Source organism: Bacteroides sp. ZJ-18 (assembly GCF_011038705.2).
Taxonomy (GTDB): domain Bacteria; phylum Bacteroidota; class Bacteroidia; order Bacteroidales; family Bacteroidaceae; genus Bacteroides; species Bacteroides hominis.
Map to the genome: position 1 here is coordinate 306,733 of NZ_CP072198.1, position 21,773 is coordinate 328,505.

A 21,773-nucleotide genomic window follows, 5' to 3' on the forward strand; every position below is an offset into this window, starting at 1 on the left:
TCAACTGAATTATACTTAATTTAAGGTACGAAGATAATACAATAATTCGTTGCTTCAGTGATTATTAACCGTTTTTAAAACCTCTTGGTTAATTTCAACCTTAGCGGAAGCCCTGAGACGCTCTGCCCAAAGTGCATCCAGATGATTCTGATAATCTTCGATCAAACGGGAAACAATCTCTTTGTAGGACTCCGGACCTTTCTTTTTCTCACCCAAAACAACGGTAAAAGGATAGGACTTTAATGGTTCGAAGTCTCCTTTTTTAAACACTAACTTATCGACAAAAACATTGTCACCTTCGGCAAAGGTCCCTTGTTCTATTCGGATGACAGCCGGTGAAACAGAGGTATTAAATGTCAGGCGAATGGCATCTTTCCACTCTTCTTCCGGAAGTTTTTTCAGAAATTTACGGGCGCTCTTCAGCGTTTTCTTATGGGTTCCGTGCAACACCGCACCTCTGTAGCGGGGTGAATCCCAGTTGTAATCGGTCCGGTGCTCCTTGAAGAAGTTCTTCAGTGCAACAGAATCTGCCAGGCTGACCTGATGGGTTTCCCGGCGGGTAATAGCGGCCAACAGCAAATGATCACGATGTTCTTGCAGTGTCCTGCGGAACTCAGGATGTTTCTGCTCAAGGCGACTGTTCTCATAATCGAGAATTGATTTTACCACAAAAGCATCCAACTGCCTCTTTGTCCCCATAGGATGGGCAGCGGCAAACCGCTCAAAGTCCTTCCCTGTAAAGTTTTTACCGTCCAGCGTAAAAAGAGTACGGGAGGTCTTGCCTTGAGAAAGCAACTCTTCCATCGCCGCTTTGTCCGGAGTATACCGATAGCTCTCCTTCAGTTTGTTTACCCGGATTTCGGTCCCTTTATCCGCACCCGGACGATGGGACAGTTTACGGATTAGCCTGTCCCGTATCTGTTCAAATGGAGGGAGTTCGCGTCTGCCCGTCACTTTAACGATATGAAGTCCTTTAGGAGTAAAAAACGGCTGGGAATATTCGCCATCCTTCAAAGAGAAAGCGACCTCCTCAAATTCCTGTGGTGTCTGCAACCAACTGATCCAGGATTCTGCCTTATCATCAGAATATTGGTCTACCAGAGTCTTGAAATCGGTATCGGGATTTGTCTTCAATACATTGTAAAGAGAGTCCATTAAAGCCTGTGCCTCCCGCAAATGATGGGGCAGGACCGTCTGAGGAAGATAACGGAAAATATGCATAACCCGGACCTCGCCGGCTATGGAGCGGCTCTTCATCTGATCGTAAAGCTTTCTGGCACAGGCTTCCTCTGCAGACGAATCTGTAAGATAGGATTTAGATAATGAACGATGGTAGTTGTCCATCTCCGCACGAAAGGCAGAGAGAGTATCCAACCCGGCTCTCTGTGCCGCGTGCAGTTTCAACTTCTTATCGACAAAGAGATCAACACAAACCTTCAAGGCTTCTTTCCCGGATACTCCCGAAGGCTTATTCCGATGATAGAAAGACTCAAACTCCGAGCGGGAAATGTCTTGTCCATTGATCCGCATCAACACAGGATCTTGCCGGGCATAGCCGGCAATAAACCCAAACAAACAGGTCAGTGCACCAACCAGAATCTTCTTCATACCATTCTACGTTGAGATATTCATATCGGAATAAAATAAATCGAGTTCACTACAAAGGACACGGATTAACACAGATTGATAATTTATCTCATTGATATTGAAGATTAAAAGTTCTGTGTTAATCCGTGTAATCTGTGGTAGAACAGCAACCAGACGGCAACGGCCAAACGCCCGATAAACAGGCTGTTATTCCGGACGACTGTAATTAGGCGATTCGCTTGTAATCGTCACATCGTGCGGATGGCTTTCCATTACTCCGGCATTGGTGATGCGAGTAAACTTGGCATCATGCAGTTTCTCGATATCAGGAGCACCGCAATATCCCATACCGGCACGCAAACCACCGGTCAGCTGATAAATCACTTCATATAAAGTTCCTTTATAAGGCACACGGGCAGCAATGCCTTCCGGAACCAACTTCTTCACATCCATCTCGCCACTTTGGAAATAGCGGTCTTTCGAACCATTTTCCATCGCTTCAAGAGAACCCATACCACGGTATGACTTAAACTTACGTCCATTGAAGATAATCGTCTCGCCCGGACTTTCTTCTGTACCGGCAACCAATGAACCGATCATCACACAGTATCCTCCGGCAGCCAGAGCTTTCACCACATCACCCGAATAGCGGAGTCCGCCATCGGCAATCAAAGGGATACCTGTACCTTTCAAGGCTTTGGCTACATCATAAACAGCCGAAAGTTGCGGTACGCCTACACCGGCAACCACACGTGTCGTACAAATGGAACCCGGACCGATACCTACTTTTACACCGTCAGCCCCGGCTTCCACCAAGGCCTTGGCTGCATCGCCCGTAGCAATGTTACCAACCACAATATCAATATTGGGATAACGTTTTTTCGCTTCGCGCAAGGTGTCGATCACCCCCTTTGAGTGTCCGTGAGCCGTATCGATCACAATGGCATCCGCACCGGCATCCACCAACGCCTGCATACGGTCGAAAGTGTCGGCAGTCACACCTACACCGGCAGCTACACGCAGACGGCCTTTCGAATCTTTGCAAGCCATAGGTTTATCTTTGGCTTTTGTAATATCTTTGTAAGTAACCAGCCCGATCAGTTTTCCTTCTTTATCGACTACCGGCAGCTTCTCAATCTTATGGTGTTGCAGAATTTGCGCAGCTGCTTCCAGATCGGTAGACTGATTGGTGGTAACCAGATTTTCTTTTGTCATCACCTCGTCGATACGTTTATCCATGTTACGTTCGAAACGAAGGTCACGATTCGTTACAATACCAACCAAATATCTATTGTCATCCACTACCGGAATGCCGCCGATTTTGTATTCGGACATCAGGGCGAGAGCATCACGTACGGTAGACCCTTGCTTAATAGTCACAGGATCGTAAATCATACCGTTTTCAGCACGCTTCACAGTAGCCACCTGCTTAGCCTGTTCCTTAATGGACATATTCTTATGGATCACGCCAATTCCCCCCTCGCGCGCAATGGCAATGGCCATCTTGGCTTCGGTAACCGTGTCCATGGCGGCAGTTACAAACGGAATCTTTAACTCAATGTTTTTTGAAAACTTTGTCGAGAGATCGACAGTGCGTGGTAAAACTTCAGAATAAGCGGGGATCAACAATACGTCGTCATAAGTTAATCCATCCATTACAATCTTATCGGCAATAAATGACATAGGGCTATGCGTTTAAAAATTATTGCGTGCAAATATACAGTTTTTATTCAAGACTGCATAAGTGCACGCAAGTTTTTTTTCGCTTTTTTAATTAGCCATTTCGGAGATAAACTTGATACGAACCAGACGGACTTCTTCTTCGGTAAATTCGTCCCCGAGTTCATCAAGAGCGTCGTCAATCTTATCTGTTGTCGACTCTTTGAAGTAATCGTAGATGTCGAGCATGTGATCTTCGTCCATGATCTCATCCAGGAAGTAGTCGATATTCAACTTAGTACCCGAATAAACGATCGCTTCCACTTCATCCAGCAATTCGCTGAACTCAATGCCCTTGGAAAGCGCGATATCATCCAGAGCCACTTTACGGTCGATGGCTTGAATAATGGCCACTTTCATCTTCGACTTGTTGGCGACAGTGCGTACCCGTAAGTCCTCCGGACGTTCAATCTCATTCTCTTCGCAATGTCTCTTAATCAGCTTGCAGAATTCTTCGCCGTAACGTTTGGCTTTTCCGGCACCTACGCCCGGGATATTCTGAAGTTCTTCGAGCGTCACAGGATAGATAGTAGCCATCGCTTCAAGAGAGGGATCCTGGAAAATCACGTAAGGAGGCACTTCCAGTTTCTTCGATAACTTTTTCCGGAGATCTTTCAGCATAGAATAAAGAACCGGATCGACTGCGCACGAACCTCCACCTCTTGCCGGTGTTTCTTCTTCCACTTCTTCAAAGTCATTGTCCTCGGTAATCTTGAATGACTTGGGATGTTTAAGGAATTTCTTTCCTGCATCGGTCACTTTCAGCAAACCGTAGTTTTCTACATCCTTACTCAGATAACCGGCTATCAACGCCTGACGAATCACGGCATTCCAGGTTTTGTCTTCTTCTCCCATTCCTGATCCGAACACTTCCAGATCTTCATGTAAGTGTGCCTGAACTTCAGACGTTTCGCGTCCCTGCAGGACATCAATAATATAATCTGCCTTAAAATTTTCTTTTACCGCTATGATTGTTTCGATCACAGCACACAATAATTCTTGAGCCTCCACTTGTTTTTTAGGGTTTAAACAGTTGTCACAATTTCCACAATTTTCTTCCGTGTACTCTTCGCCGAAATAATGTAGTAATGTCTTACGGCGGCAAACGGAAGATTCAGCATACGCAGCAGTTTCCAACAGAAGCTGCTTGCCAATTTCTTGTTCTGCCACAGGTTTGCCTTGCATGAACTTCTCGAGTTTCTGCAAGTCTTTGTTTGTATAAAAGGTAATGCACTGGCCTTCTCCGCCGTCTCTTCCGGCGCGGCCTGTTTCCTGGTAATACCCCTCCAGGCTCTTTGGTATATCATAGTGGATGACGTATCGCACATCGGGCTTATCAATTCCCATTCCAAATGCGATAGTAGCTACAATTACGTCGATCTTTTCCATCAGGAAATTGTCCTGATTCTGCGTTCGCGTTGCCGAATCCATACCTGCATGATATGCACGGGCATTGATCCCGTTGGCTTGAAGTATCTCAGCAAGCTCTTCTACCTTCTTCCGGCTCAGGCAATAAATGATGCCCGATTTTTCCGGATTGTTCTTGATGAACTTTATGATGTCCTTATCTACATTCTGAGTTTTAGGACGTACCTCGTAATACAGATTCGGACGGTTGAACGAAGACTTGAAGACGTGTGCATCCACCATTCCCAAGTTCTTCTGAATATCGTGCTGCACCTTCGGCGTGGCCGTTGCGGTCAGCGCAATAAGAGGTGCTTTTCCTATTTCATTAATAATCGGACGTATCCTGCGATATTCCGGGCGGAAGTCGTGTCCCCATTCGGAAATACAATGTGCTTCGTCGACAGCATAGAATGAAATCTTTACTGAACGCAGAAACTCCACATTCTCTTCTTTCGTCAACGACTCGGGAGCAACGTATAACAGTTTTGTTTTTCCGGCAAGAATGTCAGACCTCACCTGATCAATCGCACCCTTGTTCAAAGAAGAATTAATGAAATGAGCCACACCGTCTTCTTCACTGAAGTTGCGCATCGCATCTACCTGATTCTTCATCAGCGCGATCAGCGGAGAAATCACAATGGCCGTACCTTCCATTAATAAAGAAGGCAACTGATAGCACAGAGATTTTCCACCGCCGGTAGGCATCAGCACAAAGGTATCATTACCATCAAGCAAATTCTGGATGATCGGCTCCTGGTTCCCCTTGAAATTATCAAATCCGAAATACTTTTTCAGTTGGTCTGTCAAATTAATCTTCCCTGCCATCTTAATATAGGTTGTTTTATTCAGTTCATGGTTTAACTTAAAAACACTCGCTTTGCTTGGAAAGCGCTCTAACAAAGTTATAAACAACTTCTTAAATATCAAGCATAATCAGACTAATATTTTTCAAGAAAAAACGGAACTCACCTCCATTATTGCCCTTACCTTTTGATTTTAAGCAGTTTGCAATCTCGCAAGATTTGCTTTTTCGAGCTGATGCTTCGCATAATCCAGTGTCACTTCATATTCTTTCTGGTTTTCAGAAGGAATCTCGAACATGACATCCATCATAATTGTCTCCACGATAGAGCGCAATCCGCGGGCACCCAGTTTATACTCCACTGCCTTGTCGACGATATATTCGAAGACTTCGGGCTGGAAGGTCAACTGCACACCATCCATTTCGAACAACTTGATGTATTGTTTGATAATGGAATTCTTGGGTTCGGTCAGAATGGCACGAAGTGCATTCCGGTCGAGCGGGTTCAGATAGGTCAGCACCGGCAAACGGCCGATAATCTCCGGAATCAGTCCGAATGACTTCAAATCCTGCGGTGCGATGTATTGCATCATGTTGTTTTTGTCGATAGTAGCCGTCTTACGGGAAGCATTGTATCCTACGACATGGGTGTTGAGACGCTGGGCAATCTTTTTCTCGATGCCATCAAACGCTCCTCCACAGATGAAAAGGATGTTTTTCGTGTTTACGGGAATCATCTTCTGGTCGGGATGCTTACGTCCTCCCTGAGGCGGGACGTTGACCACAGAGCCTTCGAGCAGTTTAAGCAATCCCTGCTGTACGCCTTCACCGCTGACATCACGCGTGATGGAGGGGTTGTCTCCCTTACGGGCAATCTTGTCTATCTCGTCGATGAAGACAATGCCTTGTTCTGCCTCGGGCACATTGTAATCGGCTACCTGAAGCAGACGGGTGAGGATACTCTCGATATCTTCGCCTACATAACCGGCTTCGGTCAGCACGGTCGCATCCACTATCGTAAAGGGTACATGCAACAGTTTGGCTATGGTACGCGCCAAAAGGGTTTTACCGGTTCCGGTGCTGCCCACCATAATGATGTTCGACTTTTCAATCTCCACATCATCACCGCTGTCTTTCTGCAACAGACGTTTGTAGTGGTTATATACCGATACGGCAAGAAAACGTTTGGCATCGTCCTGGCCAATCACGTACTGGTCGAGGAAATTCTTTATTTCTACCGGTTTGGGTAGTTCCTTTAAATTGAGTCGGGTAGCTCCCGCGCTCTGTTTGCCGGCTCCCATGGCTTCCTGAGTAATCTCATAAGCCTGGGTCGCACAGCTGTCGCAAATGTAGCCGTTCATCCCTGTAATCAGGAATCCGACTTCATTCTCCGAACGGCCGCAAAAGCTACACCTTTTTTTATTATTCTTTGATTCAGCCATGTTTATTTCTTAATCAACACTTCGTCAATCATACCATATTCTTTTGCTTCCTGGGCGGTCATCCAGTAATCACGGTCCGAATCGGCCCATACCTTGTCAAAAGAAGTACCCGAATGATCGGCAATAATGGTATAAAGTTCTTTCTTTAATTTTTGTATTTCGCGGGCAGTGATTTCAATATCCGAGGCTTGTCCCTGCGCGCCACCCATCGGCTGATGAATCATCACACGTGAGTGAGGCAGCGCCGAACGTTTGCCTTTGGCACCGGCCACCAACAGTACAGAAGCCATAGAAGCTGCCATACCGGTACAGATTGTAGCCACATCACTCGAGATGAACTGCATCGTATCATAAATACCCAGCCCGGCATAAACCGATCCGCCCGGAGAGTTGATATAGATTGAGATATCTTTACCCGGATCTACCGAATCAAGATACAGCAACTGTGCTTGCAGCGTATTGGCCGTATAGTCATCAATCTGTGTACCGAGGAAGATAATGCGGTCCATCATCAGACGTGAGAACACGTCGAGCTGAGTGACGTTAAGTTGTCTTTCTTCCAGAATATAGGGATTCAAATACCCGGCTTGCGATTTAATCACATCGTCCAGCACCATTGCATTCATACCTAAATGCTTGGTTGCGTATTTTCTAAAATCATCCATTGTTTTACGTTCCTTTCTATTATTAATAATGTAACTGCAAAGAAACAAAAAAGAACACAGAGACACAAAAAAACACAGAGTTATAATTCTATAAAAACTCTGTGTTTCTGTGACTTTATGTCCTGTTCAAAAGAAGAGCTTATTCAAACATCTTATTGAATTCTTCCATTGAAACGGTTTTGTTCTCCAATGTAACCTTGCCTTTCAGTGCAGCGGCCAATTTGGTTTCTACTACGCGGTTCACCAAACCGTCGATGCTTTCTTTCTTTTTCAGCATCTCTTTTGCGTAGTTTTCGAGGATATCATCGGGTATAGTCAGCATACCGTATTGAGCAAACTGAGCTTTTGTAGCTTCTTTCGCCATGTTGATCACGTCGTCCTGCTCTACCTTGATATCATTTTCTTTCACCAACTGTTCCTTAATCAGGTGCCATGTCAGTTCTTCGATGCTCTTATCGTAGTTTTCGTTTACGAATTCTTCGCCTTTGTCTTTGTTGTTCATCAACATAATGCGTTTCAGCAGTGCATCCGGGAATTCCAGCTTACCTACTTTGTCTGCCAATACCTTGCGGACATCGATCAGGAATTTATAATCGCTATCGGCAACGAACTGGGCTGCGATGCTTTCTTTTACTTTAGCACGGAATTCTTCTTCTGTCTTCACTGCGTCTTTGCCGAATACCTGATCGAAGAGCTCCTGATTCAGTTCACCGTTTACGAAACGGGTCACTTCTTCTACCTGGAAGCTGAAGTTGGATTTTACTTCGGCAGCAGCTTCTTTGTCGATCTTCAGCAGTGATGCGATTTCAACAGCATTGCCTTCGTAAGCAGCATCCGGATTGAATACCAGTACGTCGTTTACTTTAGCGTTTGCGAAGATAGCCTTCTGCTCGTCGTTCTTCATGTACGAAGGCATCATTACAGCACCTTCTACCTGAATACCGCCTTCTTTCGTGTTGCCTTCTTCATCAAGTTCGGCCAACAGACCTTTCAGCATATCGTTTTCTTCGTATGCCTCTACCTGTTCGTATTTTCCGTTACGTTGAGTATAAGCTTTAATCTGGTTTTCTACCATTTCGTCAGTTACCTCGATTGTATAGTAGTCTACCTTGTCCTGGCTGCTAACCTCAGCTTTGAACTCCGGAGCCAAAGCGATATCGAATACAAATTCGAATTCTTCCATTGTATCGAAATCGATATCCGGCTGCTTTTCTTCGTTAGGCATCGGTTCGCCAAGGATGTTTACGTTATTCTCCTTAATGTATTCGTATACTTTCTCAGAAAGCAATTTGTTCACCTCGTCGGCAATGACTGACTTACCATACATCTTCTTCACCAAGCTCATAGGAACCATGCCCGGACGGAATCCCGGAACCTGAGCTTTCTGACGGATGTTCTTCAACGATTTGTCTACCTGAGGCTGGTAGTCAGCTTTTTCAAGCTTCACGGTAAGCAATGCGCTTACTTTGTCAATGTTTTGTAATGAAACGTTCATTCTGACAATTATTTATTTGATTTATACTTTATTCTATACTCAAACGAGGGTGCAAAATTAGTGCTAATCTTTCAAATTTCAAAAAACATTGCAGAATTATTTCATTTGCAGAGAATCGCCATTTCGGACGAAAGCAGCCGGACATACGGCAGAAAAGACATTAATCCGTTTTCAAAAGAACCCGTTTTACTTTTTATTAACCAAAAAAGAAGAAAACAAAAAGACAGACCCGGACGGAAAAGTCCGGAACAGAGGCCGGCAAAGCAGTAAAGTTCAACACAACCGGATGTGGATAAGGAGGTCGGAAACCGGTTCATTGCTTACGGAGTGCTACCACAAATATCAATTATAGCAACAATCGGAGATTATACTGTCAAAAGGATCAAAAATCCTTCTTTCCGCTGACTCGGCTTTTCGTTTCTCCGCTCCATCCGGAGGAGATAGAGCTCCGGAAGGTGGCTTTTTGCCTCCCAAAGCCTGCCTCTTCCGGAAACAAAACCTGTGTTTTACTGAAAAGCAAGCTTCTTTTTGCGGAAAAGACGGGTACATTTGCCCCGAAAGACGTTAGCATTTCCGGAAAACGCTTACTTCTTTTCCGGATTTCTTTAAATGTTTTCCCCAATTGCATATATTGTTCCGGAAAAAGAAGCTTCCGAACTCTTTTTTCACTCTGGTTGCTCTCCGCGAAACGACGCGGCCGGACTATCGGAAGAACAAGTATTTGACATAAAAAAGTACATGATGCATCAAAAGGATATGTTTCTCTTTCAGTCTGTCTCGAAACCGGCCATCGGGTAAACAAAAAGATAATGGCTAAACCGGCTGGAAGACGTTTTTTCTGACCTAGACGAATGGTCCTCCGAAATAAACAAATATGAGAGGATACGATTGTCATTTTGACAAAATGCTATCAAACTTCCGCCACCTTCACCGTAACACCGGGAAGTCAGTATCTTCTTTACAACTTATGTTTTCCAACTTCATCCTAATATCTCTCCAATCCGTTAAATTTCATAGGTTTCGCACACAAAAAAAGAGAAAAAGTTATTGCAATTCCGGATTTTATGTGTTTCTTTGTTGCGGAAAGATGATCGATTAGTTTCTCGATTTCGATTACAAGGTTTTTACTCCCGTCGACAAGACGCTTTTGTAAACTCTCTGTTTCTTTAATCTTTTTATTATTAAATCATCTTCCGGAGAGTTTTTTATTTCATTTATTTTATTTTTATCATTTTCATTATGAACATTTATGTTGGAAACCTTAACTACCGTGTTAAGGAAGCAGATCTGCAACAAGTTATGGAAGACTACGGAAAAGTAACTTCTTGTAAAGTAATCATCGATCGCGAAACAGGCAGATCAAAAGGTTTTGGTTTCGTAGAAATGGATGACGATGCAGCTGCAACAAAAGCTATCGCAGAATTAAACGGAGCGGAATACGAAGGCCGTACTATGGTACTCAAAGAAGCCAGACCGAGAGATTAACGATAGGAGAAAGAATTAAAAAGAAACCTTTTACCAGAAGAACCGGTAAAAGGTTTTTTTTATGTATTCTATGTTCAAGCGGCTCCCCCGATACACAGGAGAACGGAAACAGCAGACTAATCTTTCAACTGGAAGTCTTTGCGCCGCAAAACGAAACTGTTACTCAGATATTTCTCACGCACAATCTTATTCTCAGCCAACTCCTCAGGGGTACCCTGAAACAGAATTTTTCCTTCGAACAGCAGATAGGCACGATCGGTAATACTCAATGTTTCCTGTACGTTATGGTCGGTAATCAGGATACCGATGTTTTTATCTTTCAACTTCCATACAATCTGCTGGATATCTTCTACGGCAATCGGGTCTACCCCGGCAAAGGGTTCATCGAGCATGATGAATTTGGGGTCGATAGCCAGACAACGCGCGATCTCCGTACGGCGGCGCTCACCACCCGACAACTGGGTACCTTTATTCTTCCGCACTTTCTGCAAACGAAACTCGGCAATCAAACTTTCGAGCTTATCTTTCTGATAATCGAGAGGTTTATTAGTCATCTCAAGCACGGAAGCAATGTTGTCCTCCACCGTCATCTGGCGGAAGACCGAAGCCTCCTGGGCCAGATATCCGATACCGGTCTGGGCACGTTTATAAACAGGATATTTCGTTATTTCAAGATCGTCCAGGAAAATACGGCCTTCATTCGGGGTAATCAATCCTACGGTCATGTAGAACGAAGTGGTCTTACCGGCACCATTCGGTCCCAGCAAACCTACAATCTCACCCTGCTTCACATTGATGGAAACATGGCTCACTACCGTACGCTTACCGTACTTTTTCACCAAGTCTTCGGTACGAAGCACCATCTTGCTTTCTTCCATATCCTTTGTTATTTTGCGGCAAATGTAGCAAAAATAAGCCGAAAAAACGTACATTTGCAAACAAATATACGAGTTATGATTAAAGCATTAAGAACCGTCGGCAGATACATGATGCTTATGGGACGGACTTTTTCACGTCCCGAGCGCATGCGTATGTTCTTCCGGCAATATATCAAAGAGATAGAGCAACTGGGGGTAAACTCTATCGGCATCGTGCTGTTGATTTCATTCTTCATCGGCGCGGTGATTACCATCCAGATTAAACTAAACATCGAAAGCCCATGGATGCCCCGCTGGACGGTGGGATACGTCACTCGTGAGATTCTTTTGCTTGAGTTCTCCTCCTCCATCATGTGTCTGATCCTGGCCGGTAAAGTGGGATCGAACATCGCTTCCGAACTGGGTACAATGCGTGTGACACAGCAGATTGATGCACTCGAAATCATGGGAGTGAATTCCGCCAACTATCTGATATTACCCAAAATCACGGCAATGGTTACCATGATTCCTATTCTGGTGACCTTCAGCATCTTTGCAGGTATCATCGGAGCATTCGCCACCTGCTGGTTCGGCGGTATTATGACGGCCACCGACCTTGAATACGGACTCCAGTATATGTTTGTAGAATGGTTTGTGTGGTGCGGCATCATCAAGTCACTGTTTTTTGCCTTTATCATTGCCAGTGTATCCTCTTTTTTCGGCTATACCGTAGAGGGCGGCTCGATAGAAGTGGGAAAGGCATCTACCGATTCGGTGGTTTCCAGCAGCGTACTGATTTTGTTTGCCGACCTGGTATTAACTAAACTTTTAATGGGATGATCGAAGTAAAAGGACTCTATAAATCATTCGAAGGTAAAACGGTATTGCATAATATAGATGCCTCTTTCGAAAACGGAAAAACCAGCCTGATTATCGGTCAGAGCGGTTCGGGTAAGACGGTATTGATGAAGTGCATCGTCGGATTGCTGACACCGGAAAAGGGTGAAGTACTCTATGACGGACGCAACTTTTTGGCAATGGGTAAAAAAGAAAAGAAACATTTGCGACGCGAAATGGGAATGATTTTCCAAAGCGCGGCTTTGTTCGACTCCATGTCCGTTTTAGATAACGTAATGTTCCCTCTCAACATGTTCGGTACCGATACATTGCGCGAACAAACCAAACGGGCCATGTTCTGCCTCGATCGGGTCAACCTGACAGAAGCTAAAGATAAATTTCCCGGCGAAATCAGTGGCGGTATGCAGAAACGTGTAGCTATCGCACGGGCCATTGCGCTGAACCCGCAGTATCTCTTCTGCGATGAACCGAACTCAGGACTCGACCCGAAAACCTCTTTGGTAATAGACGACCTGATTCACGATATTACCCGGGAGTACAACATGACCACCATCATCAATACTCACGACATGAACTCGGTAATGGGTATTGGCGAAAAGATTATCTATATTTATCAGGGAACCAAAGAGTGGGAAGGTACGAAAGACGACATCTTCACTTCGACCAACGAACAGCTGAACAATTTCATTTTCGCTTCCGACCTGCTGCGTAAAGTAAAGGATGTAGAAATACAAAACCTCGAAGGCTGATCTTCTCAACAGATTGAAATAGAAGGGCTCATGAATCATCGCAATTCATGAGCCCACTTTTTGTTATAAAAAAACCAGTTAATAGAATCGACATATATCATCACGACATATTGACTGTCCCAAAGTTCTCAATAAAACTTAAAAAGAGAATAATTCCAATTACACATCAAAGATAACAAAAAAAATGCAGCAAAACATCACCGAAAACCGTGACAAATTGAAATAAATAGAATCATCCAATCTCTATCCATCCTTTTGCCATAGCTTTCACTACCATATCGATAGCGTTCTTTGCACAAAACTTTTGTATTAGCCTTTTGCGAAATGTTTCGACAGTATTTTCTGAAATCTTCAATTCAGCCGCAACTTCATGCGTATTACATCCCCTTGCGACAGCTTTCAGTACATCAAGCTCGCGCTTTGTGGGTATATCTTTAGGATGAATTTGTACAGGACTGAGGCTTAACCTCTGACGAATGGACTTAAACCGCGGACATGCATAAGAATCACCTGCAAGCACGCTCTTCACGGCATTTCCTATTTCCATAGCTTCGGATGATTTAAGGATCACAGCATTCACTTTCTGACGAATCAAACGGTTGATAATCCAGATTTCTTCATGCATAGTACTAATAATAATACGTGCACTCTCATTAATCTCACGAATCATATCAACCAAATCGAATCCTGATATATCGGGGAGGCTTACATCCAAAACATAGATGTCGTAGTCTCTCTCCCCAATCAATTCGGCAGCTCTCGTTCCCGAAGTCACCGCATCGGCAACTTTAACCCCCGGCACTAACTCAAGCATGCGTTGCATCCCTTCAAGAATCAGTGCATGATCGTCAACCAATAGTATTTCTGCCTTCGTTTCCATGTAGCCTCTGTCTGTATTTATGGTTTGTTTCTTTTTGCTCTGTACAAATATAAATAAAAAGAGTTATATAAGAAACAAAAAGAATCAATTATTTCAAAAATGATGGGCAAAAAGAAAGCCGGAATTATGATAATCCGGCTTTTACATTTATATATCAATACTATTCGACACAAAAATCACTTCTGTCTGATATAAATATTGATAGGCGTTCCACTCAGATCCCACTTTTCACGCATCTTGTTCTCCAGGAATCTTCTATAAGGCTCTTTCACGTACTGTGGAAGATTAGCAAAGAAGACAAACGAGGGTACCTGCGTATTAGGCAGCTGAGTAACGTACTTAATCTTGATATATTTTCCCTTAGTCGCAGGAGGCGGATAAGCTTCGATCAACGGAAGCATCTCTTCGTTCAGGCGAGCTGTCGGAATTTTAATCATACGGTTCTCGTAAACTTTACGTGCCTCTTCAAGCACCTTGAGAATTCTCTGTTTTGTCAATGCCGATGCAAACACAATAGGGAAATCAACAAAAGGAGCAAAACGTGAACGAATGGCTTCTTCAAAAGTCTTCATTACTTTATCAGTCTTGTTTTCTACAAGATCCCACTTATTCACGACTACCACTAACCCTTTTGAGTTTTTCTGAATCAACGAGAATATATTCAAATCCTGGCTTTCTATACCACGGGTCGCATCCACCATCAGAATACATACATCGGCCCCCTCTATGGCACGAATAGAACGGACAACCGAATAATATTCGAGATCCTCGTTTACCTTATTCTTTTTACGAATGCCGGCTGTATCTACCAGATAGAAATCGAAGCCAAACTTATTGTAACGAGTGTAAATAGAATCGCGGGTTGTTCCGGCTATTTCCGTAACAATATTGCGTTCTTCCCCGATAAAAGCATTCACAATAGACGATTTACCGGCATTAGGACGTCCCACCACAGCGAAACGAGGGATGTCTTCATCCAGAATCTCATCGGATTCTTTCTTGAATTTACTAACAATCAAGTCCATCAGATCTCCTGTACCACTACCACTAATCGCAGAGATACAATAAGGATCGCCCAATCCCAACCGATAAAACTCAGGAGCATTGTATCGCAGCTCATGATTATCCGTCTTGTTGGCCACCATGATGACCGGACTTTTGGCACGGCGTAATATGGCAGCTACCTGCATATCCAAATCTGTCACTCCATTTGTCACATCCACCACAAACAGAATCACATCCGCTTCATCCACTGCCATCAATACCTGCTTGCGGATTTCCTCTTCGAATATATCGTCAGAGTTTACTACCCACCCACCGGTATCAACAACAGAAAACTCTCGCCCTAACCATTCGGATTTACCATACTGCCTATCACGGGTAGTACCCGCTTCATCGTTCACAATTGCCTGACGGGTTTTCGTCAAACGATTAAATAAGGTAGACTTGCCCACATTGGGTCGTCCTACGATTGCAACTAAATTTCCCATAGTTTACACACTTTATTTTTGCGACTATCACAGTCGTATGAATTTTCTTTTTTTAATCTAACTGATAACCAAAATTCCGCAATTCCTTGTCAGAGCTGCGCCAATCTTTGTCTACTTTCACATAGGTTTCCAGAAAAACAGTTTTTCCGAAAAAACGTTCCAGATCCCGCCGTGCCTCAGTGGCAACTTTCTTCAGGGCTTTACCCTGTTTTCCTATAATAATGCCTTTCTGAGAATCACGCTCTACATAAATCACGGCATGAATATGTATCTTCTTCGCATCTTCTTTGAATTGCTCCACCACCACCTCTACCGAGTATGGAATCTCTTTATCATAGTACAACAGGATCTTCTCACGGATAATCTCGTTGACAAAGAAACGGGCCGGCTTATCAGTCCACTGGTCCTTATCAAAATAAGGAGGTGAGTCAGGCAAAAGTTCTTTGATCCGCTTCATCACATAGTCCACATTGAACTTTGTAGCTGCCGAAATCGGAATAATCTCAGCTTGTGGAAGCAACTCTTTCCAGTCTTCCACCAGCTTCACCAACTTTTCCTGGTCAGTCAAGTCAATCTTGTTAATCAACAACAAAACCGGAGCAGTCTGCTGACGCACTTTCTGAATAAATTCATTATTCTTATCAGGAGTTTCAATCACGTCTGTCACATAAAGCAAGACATCTGCATCCGCTAATGCTGAAGTCGAAAAGTTCAGCATAGATTCCTGCAACTTATAATTAGGTTTCAGCACCCCCGGAGTATCCGAAAAAACAATCTGCATATCATCCGTATTATAGATACCCATAATCCGGTGACGAGTAGTCTGCGCCTTAAACGTAGCAATTGAAATACGTTCGCCTACCAACACATTCATCAGTGTCGACTTACCCACATTGGGATTTCCTACTATATTCACAAAACCAGCTTTATGCATCGCCTTCCATTTATTGATTTAGACAAAAAAACGCATCGAATCGAAATAAGATGCGTTTTATGTGATTTATATTAGCAACTTTCGTTACTATTCTTTTTTCCCGTCGTAACCCCATTTCACATACACGGCACCCCAAGTAAATCCGGCACCAAACGCAGTGAAAATAATGTTATCGCCTTTCTTAAGTTTCTCTTCAAAATCCCAGATACACAATGGCAGCGTACCCGCACTCGTATTACCGTAATGCTGAATATCCACCAGAACTTTCTCCATCGGAACTTCCATGCGATGAGCTACCGCTTCGATGATGCGCATATTGGCTTGATGGGGAACAATCCAGTCAATGTTATCTTTTGTCAGCCCGTTCTTTTCTGCTATAGCTGCACTGACATCAGACATATTAGAGACAGCGTACTTGAACACAGTTCTACCTTCCTGATGAATATAATGCATTTTATTGTCAACCGTGAAATAAGAAGGAGGACAAACCGAACCACCCGCTTTCATGTGGAGGAAAGGCAATCCCTTACCATCAGTTCTCAATATAGCATCCATAATTCCCAAGTCTTCCGTGGTCGGTTCAAGCATAAAAGCTGCCGCTCCATCACCGAAGATAGGGCATGTTGCACGTTCTGTGTAATCTACCATTGATGACATTTTATCGGCACCAACAATGATTACTTTTTTATATCGTCCCGAACGAATAAAATTGGCAGCTGTTTCCATCAGATACAAGAATCCGCTACAAGCAGCCTGTAGATCGAAAGCAAAAGCATTTTTTAGTCCGAGTTTATCACAAAGAATAGAAGCTGTTGAGGGGAAATGATAGTCAGGAGTAGTAGTTGCAACGATAACTAAATCAATGTCATCAGGATTTGAACCCGTTTTTTTCATCAACTGTTTAGCTGCCTTACGGGCCATATACGAAGTACCTAATCCCTCTTCGTTCAGTATTCGTCTTTCTTTTACTCCGATACGAGTCATAATCCACTCGTCATTGGTATCCACCATCTTAGATATCTCGTCGTTTGTCAAGACATAATCAGGTACATATCCTCCGACTCCTGTGATTACTGCATTTATTTTTTCCATCAATTCTGTTTTAATTTAGCAATACATCTAATACTTAAAGCAGCCGGAGAGCAATGCTCTCTGGCTGTTTGATAAGTATAAGCTTATTCAGACTGCAATTATACAGCAGCTTCTTTTTCAATTGCCAGCTTACCTCTGTAGTATCCGCAAGCGCCGCATACTGTGTGGTAAACATGCCATTCACCGCAGTTCGGGCAAATAGCCAATGTAGGAGCTACTGCTTTATCATGAGTTCTTCTCTTTGCAGTTCTTGTTTTTGATTGTCTTCTCTTAGGATGTGCCATTTTCTTTTAAACTTTAATTATTATCTAATATTTTTTTTAATTCATTCCAGCGCGGATCAATCTGTTCCTCCGCTTCATCTTCCACAACGATATCCTCACCAGCGCCAAAAGATTCTTCTGCATCGTCATCACTACTTGTTCTAAGATGCTTGTTCAGCTTACTGGTCACAGCTTTATTGCATTTACCGGGAGCATGCACATGCTTCATCGGGATAGCCAAAGCTATAAACTCGTACATAAACCAAGCTACATTGATCTCCCCTTCTTCCTCAGGGATCACAATCAGATTATCTCCCTCTTCAGCATATTCACGGCCAAATTTCACCATCAACTTATCTGAGGAAGTAACCGGCTGCTCCATCTCATCCAAACAACGGTCACATGGTACCCATACGATACCTTCTGTCTGGAAGCTCAATTCAAAAGCACGAGAGGTCTTTTTAACCGTCAACTCTACGTTGACTTTACCTTTCTGAACTTCAGGGCCATCAATATGAGCGAAAAAAAGATTGTCAAGTAGAAACTCATACTTACATGAGTCTGCTTGCATTCCTTTCAAATCAATTTTGTATTTATCAAACTTTCCCAAAGCTTCTTTTTTTTAATCGTTGCAAAGGTACAAAAAAAGCCCAAACGTTATGTACTACTTAACTAATTTTCATCTGAATCTTAAGTAGGTAGACATAATTCGGGCGACAAAGATACGAATAATAATCCTCATAACATACAAATTATCAGTAAATATTCGTATTTTAAGTAGTATTTTATTTATAAACGAGTGCATCAGTTCGGTTGTTATCCTCCCTCCTTCTTTTCCTACGTCTATAAACAAGTCATCCCCTCGTGTCTTCTGACCCGAGGGGATGAACTCTCTGAAAACGGCGACTACCTACTCTCCCACTGTTACGCAGTACCATCGGCGTGATCAGGCTTAACTTCTCTGTTCGGAATGGGAAGAGGTGGAACCCTGATGCTATAGTCACCTGAATAAGGCAGACATAATGTACAAAAGTAAACTTAGCCGTCTATCAAACCGATAGTAAAGCTAAACGGATATATAAACCATAAAGGACAATAAAAGAAAGTCATCGGGCAATTAGTAACGCTCGGCTGTGATGTTACCACCTGTACACCTGCGTCCTATCAACGTTGTAGTCTACAACGACCCTAAAAGAAATCTAATCTTGTGGCTGGCTTCGTACTTAGATGCTTTCAGCACTTATCCAATCCCGACTTAGATACCCGGCAATGCACCTGGCGGCACAACCGGTAAACCAGAGGTCAGTCCAACACGGTCCTCTCGTACTAGTGTCAGAGCCACGCAAATTTCATGCGCCCACGATAGATAGAGACCGAACTGTCTCACGACGTTCTGAACCCAGCTCGCGTGCCACTTTAATGGGCGAACAGCCCAACCCTTGGGACCTTCTCCAGCCCCAGGATGTGACGAGCCGACATCGAGGTGCCAAACCCCTCCGTCGATATGAGCTCTTGGGAGGGATCAGCCTGTTATCCCCGGAGTACCTTTTATCCTTTGAGCGATGTCCCTTCCATACGGAAACACCGGATCACTATGCTCTAGTTTCCTACCTGATCGACTTGTAAGTCTCCCAGTCAAGCGCCCTTATGCCATTACACTCTGCCGCCGGTTACCAATCGGCGTGAGGGCACCTTTAGAAGCCTCCGTTACACTTTTGGAGGCGACCACCCCAGTCAAACTACCCACCAAACAGTGTCCTCGCGACTGCGAGTTAGAACTCAAATAATCAAAGGGCCGTATTTCAACAGCGACTCCACAAATACTGGCGTACCTGCTTCAAAGTCTCCGGCCTATCCTACACATCAATTACCCAAATTCAATGTTAAGCTATAGTAAAGGTTCACGGGGTCTTTTCGTCCCATCGCGGGTAATCGGCATCTTCACCGATACTACAATTTCACTGAGCTCACGGTTGAGACAGTGTCCAGATCATTACACCATTCGTGCAGGTCGGAACTTACCCGACAAGGAATTTCGCTACCTTAGGACCGTTATAGTTACGGCCGCCGTTTACTGGGGCTTCAATTCAATGCTTCTCTTGCGATGACATCTCCTCTTAACCTTCCAGCACCGGGCAGGTGTCAGGCTGTATACGTGATCTTTCAATTTTGCACAGCCCTGTGTTTTTGTTAAACAGTTGCCTGGACCTATTCTCTGCGCCCTCCCGTCACCGGGTAGGGACCCTTTATCCCGAAGTTACAGGGTCAATTTGCCTAGTTCCTTAACCGTGATTCACTCAAGCGCCTGAGTATATTCAACCCGACTACGTGTGTCCGTTTGCGGTACGGGTACCATTAAGATTAAGTTTAGCGGATTTTCTTGGGAGTATGTTTACACGCACTATTACCGTTTTCCGAGGAAATTGGTATACTATCAGGTTCGACTCTTATCCCGGATTTGCCTGGGACAATCAACATCTACACCCTTTAACGGACTATTCCGTCAGTCCGCGGCGTTGTCACTCCTCCGTCTCCACGTCACTCTTAATGCTAGTACAGGAATATTAACCTGTTCTGCCATCGGCATCACCGTTCGGCTGAGCCTTAGGACCCGACTAACCCTGATCCGATTAGCGTTGATCAGGAAACCTTAGTCTTGCGGCGAGGGGGTTTCTCACCCCCTTTATCGTTACTTATACCTACATTTGCTTTTCCACACGCTCCAGTAAAGCTCACGCTTCGCCTTCAACGCAGAGTGGAATGCTCCCCTACCGATACTTACGTATCCCATAGCTTCGGTAAAACACTTAATGCCCGATTATTATCCACGCCAAACTCCTCGACTAGTGAGCTGTTACGCACTCTTTAAATGAATGGCTGCTTCCAAGCCAACATCCTAGCTGTCTTAGCAATCTGACTTCGTTAGTTCAACTTAGTGTTTATTTGGGGACCTTAGCTGATGGTCTGGATTCTTCTCCTTTAGGACATGGACCTTAGCACCCATGCCCTCACTCCTGAGATCGAACTAATGCGCATTCGGAGTTTATCAAGACTTGATAGGCGGTGAAGCCCTCGCATCTTATCAGTCGCTCTACCTCACATTAGTAATTCTCAAGGCTGCACCTAAATGCATTTCGGGGAGTACGAGCTATCTCCAAGTTTGATTAGCCTTTCACCCCCACCCTCAGGTCATCCGGAAGCTTTTCAACGCTTATCGGTTCGGTCCTCCAGTTAGTGTTACCTAACCTTCAACCTGCCCAAGGGTAGATCACTTGGTTTCGCGTCTACTCCTTCCGACTATCCGCCCTGTTCAGACTCGCTTTCGCTTCGGATCCACATCTCAAGATGCTTAACCTTGCCGGAAAAAGTAACTCGTAGGTTCATTATGCAAAAGGCACGCCGTCACAGCATAAGCTGCTCCGACCGCTTGTAGGCGCATGGTTTCAGGGACTATTTCACTCTTCTATTCGAAGTGCTTTTCACCTTTCCTTCACAGTACTGGTTCGCTATCGGTCTCTCGGGAGTATTTAGCCTTACCGGATGGTCCCGGCTGGTTCACGCAGAATTCCTCGTGCTCCGCGCTACTCAGGATACCACTACGCTTCAGTTACCTTAGAATACCGGGCTATCACCGTCTATGGCGCGACTTTCCAGTCGCTTCTTCTCAATAACTTTCTTGCGAGAGCGTGGTCCTACAACCCCACACATGCCGTAACATGGGTGGTTTGGGCTATTCCCCGTTCGCTCGCCACTACTAGGGGAATCATTATTTATTTTCTTTTCCTGCAGGTACTAAGATGTTTCAGTTCCCTGCGTTAGCCTCCAACTTGGTTGGATGACATTCCTTCAGAATGCCGGGTTGTCCCATTCGGAAATCTTCGGATCAAAGGTTATTTGCACCTACCCGAAGCTTATCGCAGCTTATCACGTCCTTCATCGCCTCCGAGAGCCAAGGCATCCGCCATGCGCCCTTATTTACTTTCTTTTATCGCCAGGGTCATCTCCTTTTCTTAAAAAGGATCTGAACCAAATGGTTCGATATATACTT

General features: G+C 44.2%; 16 protein-coding genes and 2 rRNA genes. 3 read left to right on the plus strand and 15 right to left on the minus strand.

Features of this window, described 5'->3' with window-relative positions; all coding sequences use genetic code 11:
- Positions 1–54: 54 nt before the first annotated feature.
- The 6 genes from G7Y45_RS01315 to tig form a co-directional block, all read right to left on the minus strand.
- Positions 55–1,608: a peptidylprolyl isomerase gene (locus G7Y45_RS01315; protein WP_165016986.1), complete on the minus strand. Its 1,554-nt coding sequence runs from the start codon at positions 1,606–1,608 to the stop codon at positions 55–57.
- A 186-nt stretch (positions 1,609–1,794) separates the two neighbouring features.
- Positions 1,795–3,270 (minus strand): IMP dehydrogenase, encoded by a 1,476-nt coding sequence (guaB, locus tag G7Y45_RS01320; protein ID WP_005811276.1) that lies wholly within the window; start codon positions 3,268–3,270, stop codon positions 1,795–1,797.
- 87 nt (positions 3,271–3,357) lie between these two features.
- Positions 3,358–5,538 carry a DNA helicase RecQ gene (gene recQ, locus G7Y45_RS01325; RefSeq protein ID WP_005811277.1) on the minus strand — a complete coding sequence of 727 codons (2,181 nt, stop codon included), beginning with the start codon at positions 5,536–5,538 and terminating at the stop codon, positions 3,358–3,360.
- Positions 5,539–5,709: 171 nt separating this feature from the next.
- On the minus strand, positions 5,710–6,957 hold the full coding sequence (gene clpX, locus G7Y45_RS01330) for an ATP-dependent Clp protease ATP-binding subunit ClpX (protein ID WP_005782309.1): 1,248 nt from the start codon (positions 6,955–6,957) through the stop codon (positions 5,710–5,712).
- Positions 6,958–6,959: 2 nt separating this feature from the next.
- Complete coding sequence (gene clpP, locus G7Y45_RS01335; RefSeq protein WP_005782306.1) at positions 6,960–7,622, minus strand: ATP-dependent Clp endopeptidase proteolytic subunit ClpP; 663 nt, start codon at positions 7,620–7,622, stop codon at positions 6,960–6,962.
- Positions 7,623–7,761: 139 nt separating this feature from the next.
- The gene (tig, locus tag G7Y45_RS01340; protein WP_165016984.1) at positions 7,762–9,117 is read right to left on the minus strand and encodes a trigger factor; all 1,356 of its coding nucleotides are present in this window, start codon (positions 9,115–9,117) and stop codon (positions 7,762–7,764) included.
- Positions 9,118–10,356: 1,239 nt separating this feature from the next.
- Here tig and G7Y45_RS01345 point away from each other — a divergent pair.
- Entirely contained in the window at positions 10,357–10,602 is a 246-nt protein-coding gene (locus tag G7Y45_RS01345) for an RNA-binding protein (protein WP_005811280.1), read from the plus strand.
- A gap of 116 nt (positions 10,603–10,718) precedes the next feature.
- On the opposite strand, the gene lptB is transcribed toward G7Y45_RS01345, so the two are convergent.
- Positions 10,719–11,480: an LPS export ABC transporter ATP-binding protein gene (lptB, locus tag G7Y45_RS01350; protein ID WP_005782293.1), complete on the minus strand. Its 762-nt coding sequence runs from the start codon at positions 11,478–11,480 to the stop codon at positions 10,719–10,721.
- Positions 11,481–11,555: 75 nt separating this feature from the next.
- Here lptB and G7Y45_RS01355 point away from each other — a divergent pair, with 75 nt between their 5' ends.
- Positions 11,556–12,299, plus strand: a complete 744-nt coding sequence (locus G7Y45_RS01355) for an ABC transporter permease (protein ID WP_005782292.1) — start codon at positions 11,556–11,558, stop codon at positions 12,297–12,299.
- Positions 12,296–13,066 carry an ABC transporter ATP-binding protein gene (locus tag G7Y45_RS01360; RefSeq protein ID WP_005782291.1) on the plus strand — a complete coding sequence of 257 codons (771 nt, stop codon included), beginning with the start codon at positions 12,296–12,298 and terminating at the stop codon, positions 13,064–13,066. Before G7Y45_RS01355 ends, G7Y45_RS01360 begins: the two co-directional genes overlap by 4 nt.
- Positions 13,067–13,298: 232 nt before the next feature.
- Here G7Y45_RS01360 and G7Y45_RS01365 read toward each other — a convergent pair whose 3' ends face one another.
- From G7Y45_RS01365 to G7Y45_RS01400, 8 genes are all read right to left on the minus strand, one after another.
- Positions 13,299–13,946: a response regulator transcription factor gene (locus G7Y45_RS01365; protein ID WP_005782290.1), complete on the minus strand. Its 648-nt coding sequence runs from the start codon at positions 13,944–13,946 to the stop codon at positions 13,299–13,301.
- Positions 13,947–14,122: 176 nt separating this feature from the next.
- The gene (gene der / locus G7Y45_RS01370) at positions 14,123–15,436 is read right to left on the minus strand and encodes a ribosome biogenesis GTPase Der (RefSeq protein WP_005782289.1); all 1,314 of its coding nucleotides are present in this window, start codon (positions 15,434–15,436) and stop codon (positions 14,123–14,125) included.
- A gap of 52 nt (positions 15,437–15,488) precedes the next feature.
- Positions 15,489–16,370: a GTPase Era gene (era, locus tag G7Y45_RS01375; RefSeq protein ID WP_005782288.1), complete on the minus strand. Its 882-nt coding sequence runs from the start codon at positions 16,368–16,370 to the stop codon at positions 15,489–15,491.
- 87 nt (positions 16,371–16,457) lie between these two features.
- Positions 16,458–17,462 (minus strand): beta-ketoacyl-ACP synthase III, encoded by a 1,005-nt coding sequence (locus tag G7Y45_RS01380; protein ID WP_005811282.1) that lies wholly within the window; start codon positions 17,460–17,462, stop codon positions 16,458–16,460.
- 98 nt (positions 17,463–17,560) lie between these two features.
- Positions 17,561–17,746 carry a 50S ribosomal protein L32 gene (rpmF, locus tag G7Y45_RS01385; RefSeq protein WP_002562387.1) on the minus strand — a complete coding sequence of 62 codons (186 nt, stop codon included), beginning with the start codon at positions 17,744–17,746 and terminating at the stop codon, positions 17,561–17,563.
- Positions 17,747–17,759: 13 nt separating this feature from the next.
- On the minus strand, positions 17,760–18,335 hold the full coding sequence (locus tag G7Y45_RS01390) for a DUF177 domain-containing protein (RefSeq protein WP_005822044.1): 576 nt from the start codon (positions 18,333–18,335) through the stop codon (positions 17,760–17,762).
- Between the two features lie 287 nt (positions 18,336–18,622).
- A 5S ribosomal RNA gene (gene rrf / locus G7Y45_RS01395) occupies positions 18,623–18,733 on the minus strand.
- An 89-nt stretch (positions 18,734–18,822) separates the two neighbouring features.
- A 23S ribosomal RNA gene (locus G7Y45_RS01400) occupies positions 18,823–21,710 on the minus strand.
- Between the last annotated feature and the right edge of the window lie 63 nt (positions 21,711–21,773).

Bases quoted from the DNA above. Each gene is read 5' to 3' on its own strand.
- recQ (WP_005811277.1), bottom strand. From the start codon at position 5,538: ATGGCAGGGAAGATTAATTTGACAGACCAACTGAAAAAGTATTTCGGA.
- G7Y45_RS01315 (WP_165016986.1), bottom strand. From the start codon at position 1,608: ATGAAGAAGATTCTGGTTGGTGCACTGACCTGTTTGTTTGGGTTTATT.
- guaB (WP_005811276.1), bottom strand. From the start codon at position 3,270: ATGTCATTTATTGCCGATAAGATTGTAATGGATGGATTAACTTATGAC.
- clpX (WP_005782309.1), bottom strand. From the start codon at position 6,957: ATGGCTGAATCAAAGAATAATAAAAAAAGGTGTAGCTTTTGCGGCCGT.
- G7Y45_RS01380 (WP_005811282.1), bottom strand. From the start codon at position 17,462: ATGGAAAAAATAAATGCAGTAATCACAGGAGTCGGAGGATATGTACCT.
- G7Y45_RS01355 (WP_005782292.1), top strand. From the start codon at position 11,556: ATGATTAAAGCATTAAGAACCGTCGGCAGATACATGATGCTTATGGGA.
- lptB (WP_005782293.1), bottom strand. From the start codon at position 11,480: ATGGAAGAAAGCAAGATGGTGCTTCGTACCGAAGACTTGGTGAAAAAG.
- G7Y45_RS01345 (WP_005811280.1), top strand. From the start codon at position 10,357: ATGAACATTTATGTTGGAAACCTTAACTACCGTGTTAAGGAAGCAGAT.
- tig (WP_165016984.1), bottom strand. From the start codon at position 9,117: ATGAACGTTTCATTACAAAACATTGACAAAGTAAGCGCATTGCTTACC.
- G7Y45_RS01360 (WP_005782291.1), top strand. From the start codon at position 12,296: ATGATCGAAGTAAAAGGACTCTATAAATCATTCGAAGGTAAAACGGTA.
- der (WP_005782289.1), bottom strand. From the start codon at position 15,436: ATGGGAAATTTAGTTGCAATCGTAGGACGACCCAATGTGGGCAAGTCT.
- era (WP_005782288.1), bottom strand. From the start codon at position 16,370: ATGCATAAAGCTGGTTTTGTGAATATAGTAGGAAATCCCAATGTGGGT.
- rpmF (WP_002562387.1), bottom strand. From the start codon at position 17,746: ATGGCACATCCTAAGAGAAGACAATCAAAAACAAGAACTGCAAAGAGA.
- clpP (WP_005782306.1), bottom strand. From the start codon at position 7,622: ATGGATGATTTTAGAAAATACGCAACCAAGCATTTAGGTATGAATGCA.
- G7Y45_RS01365 (WP_005782290.1), bottom strand. From the start codon at position 13,946: ATGGAAACGAAGGCAGAAATACTATTGGTTGACGATCATGCACTGATT.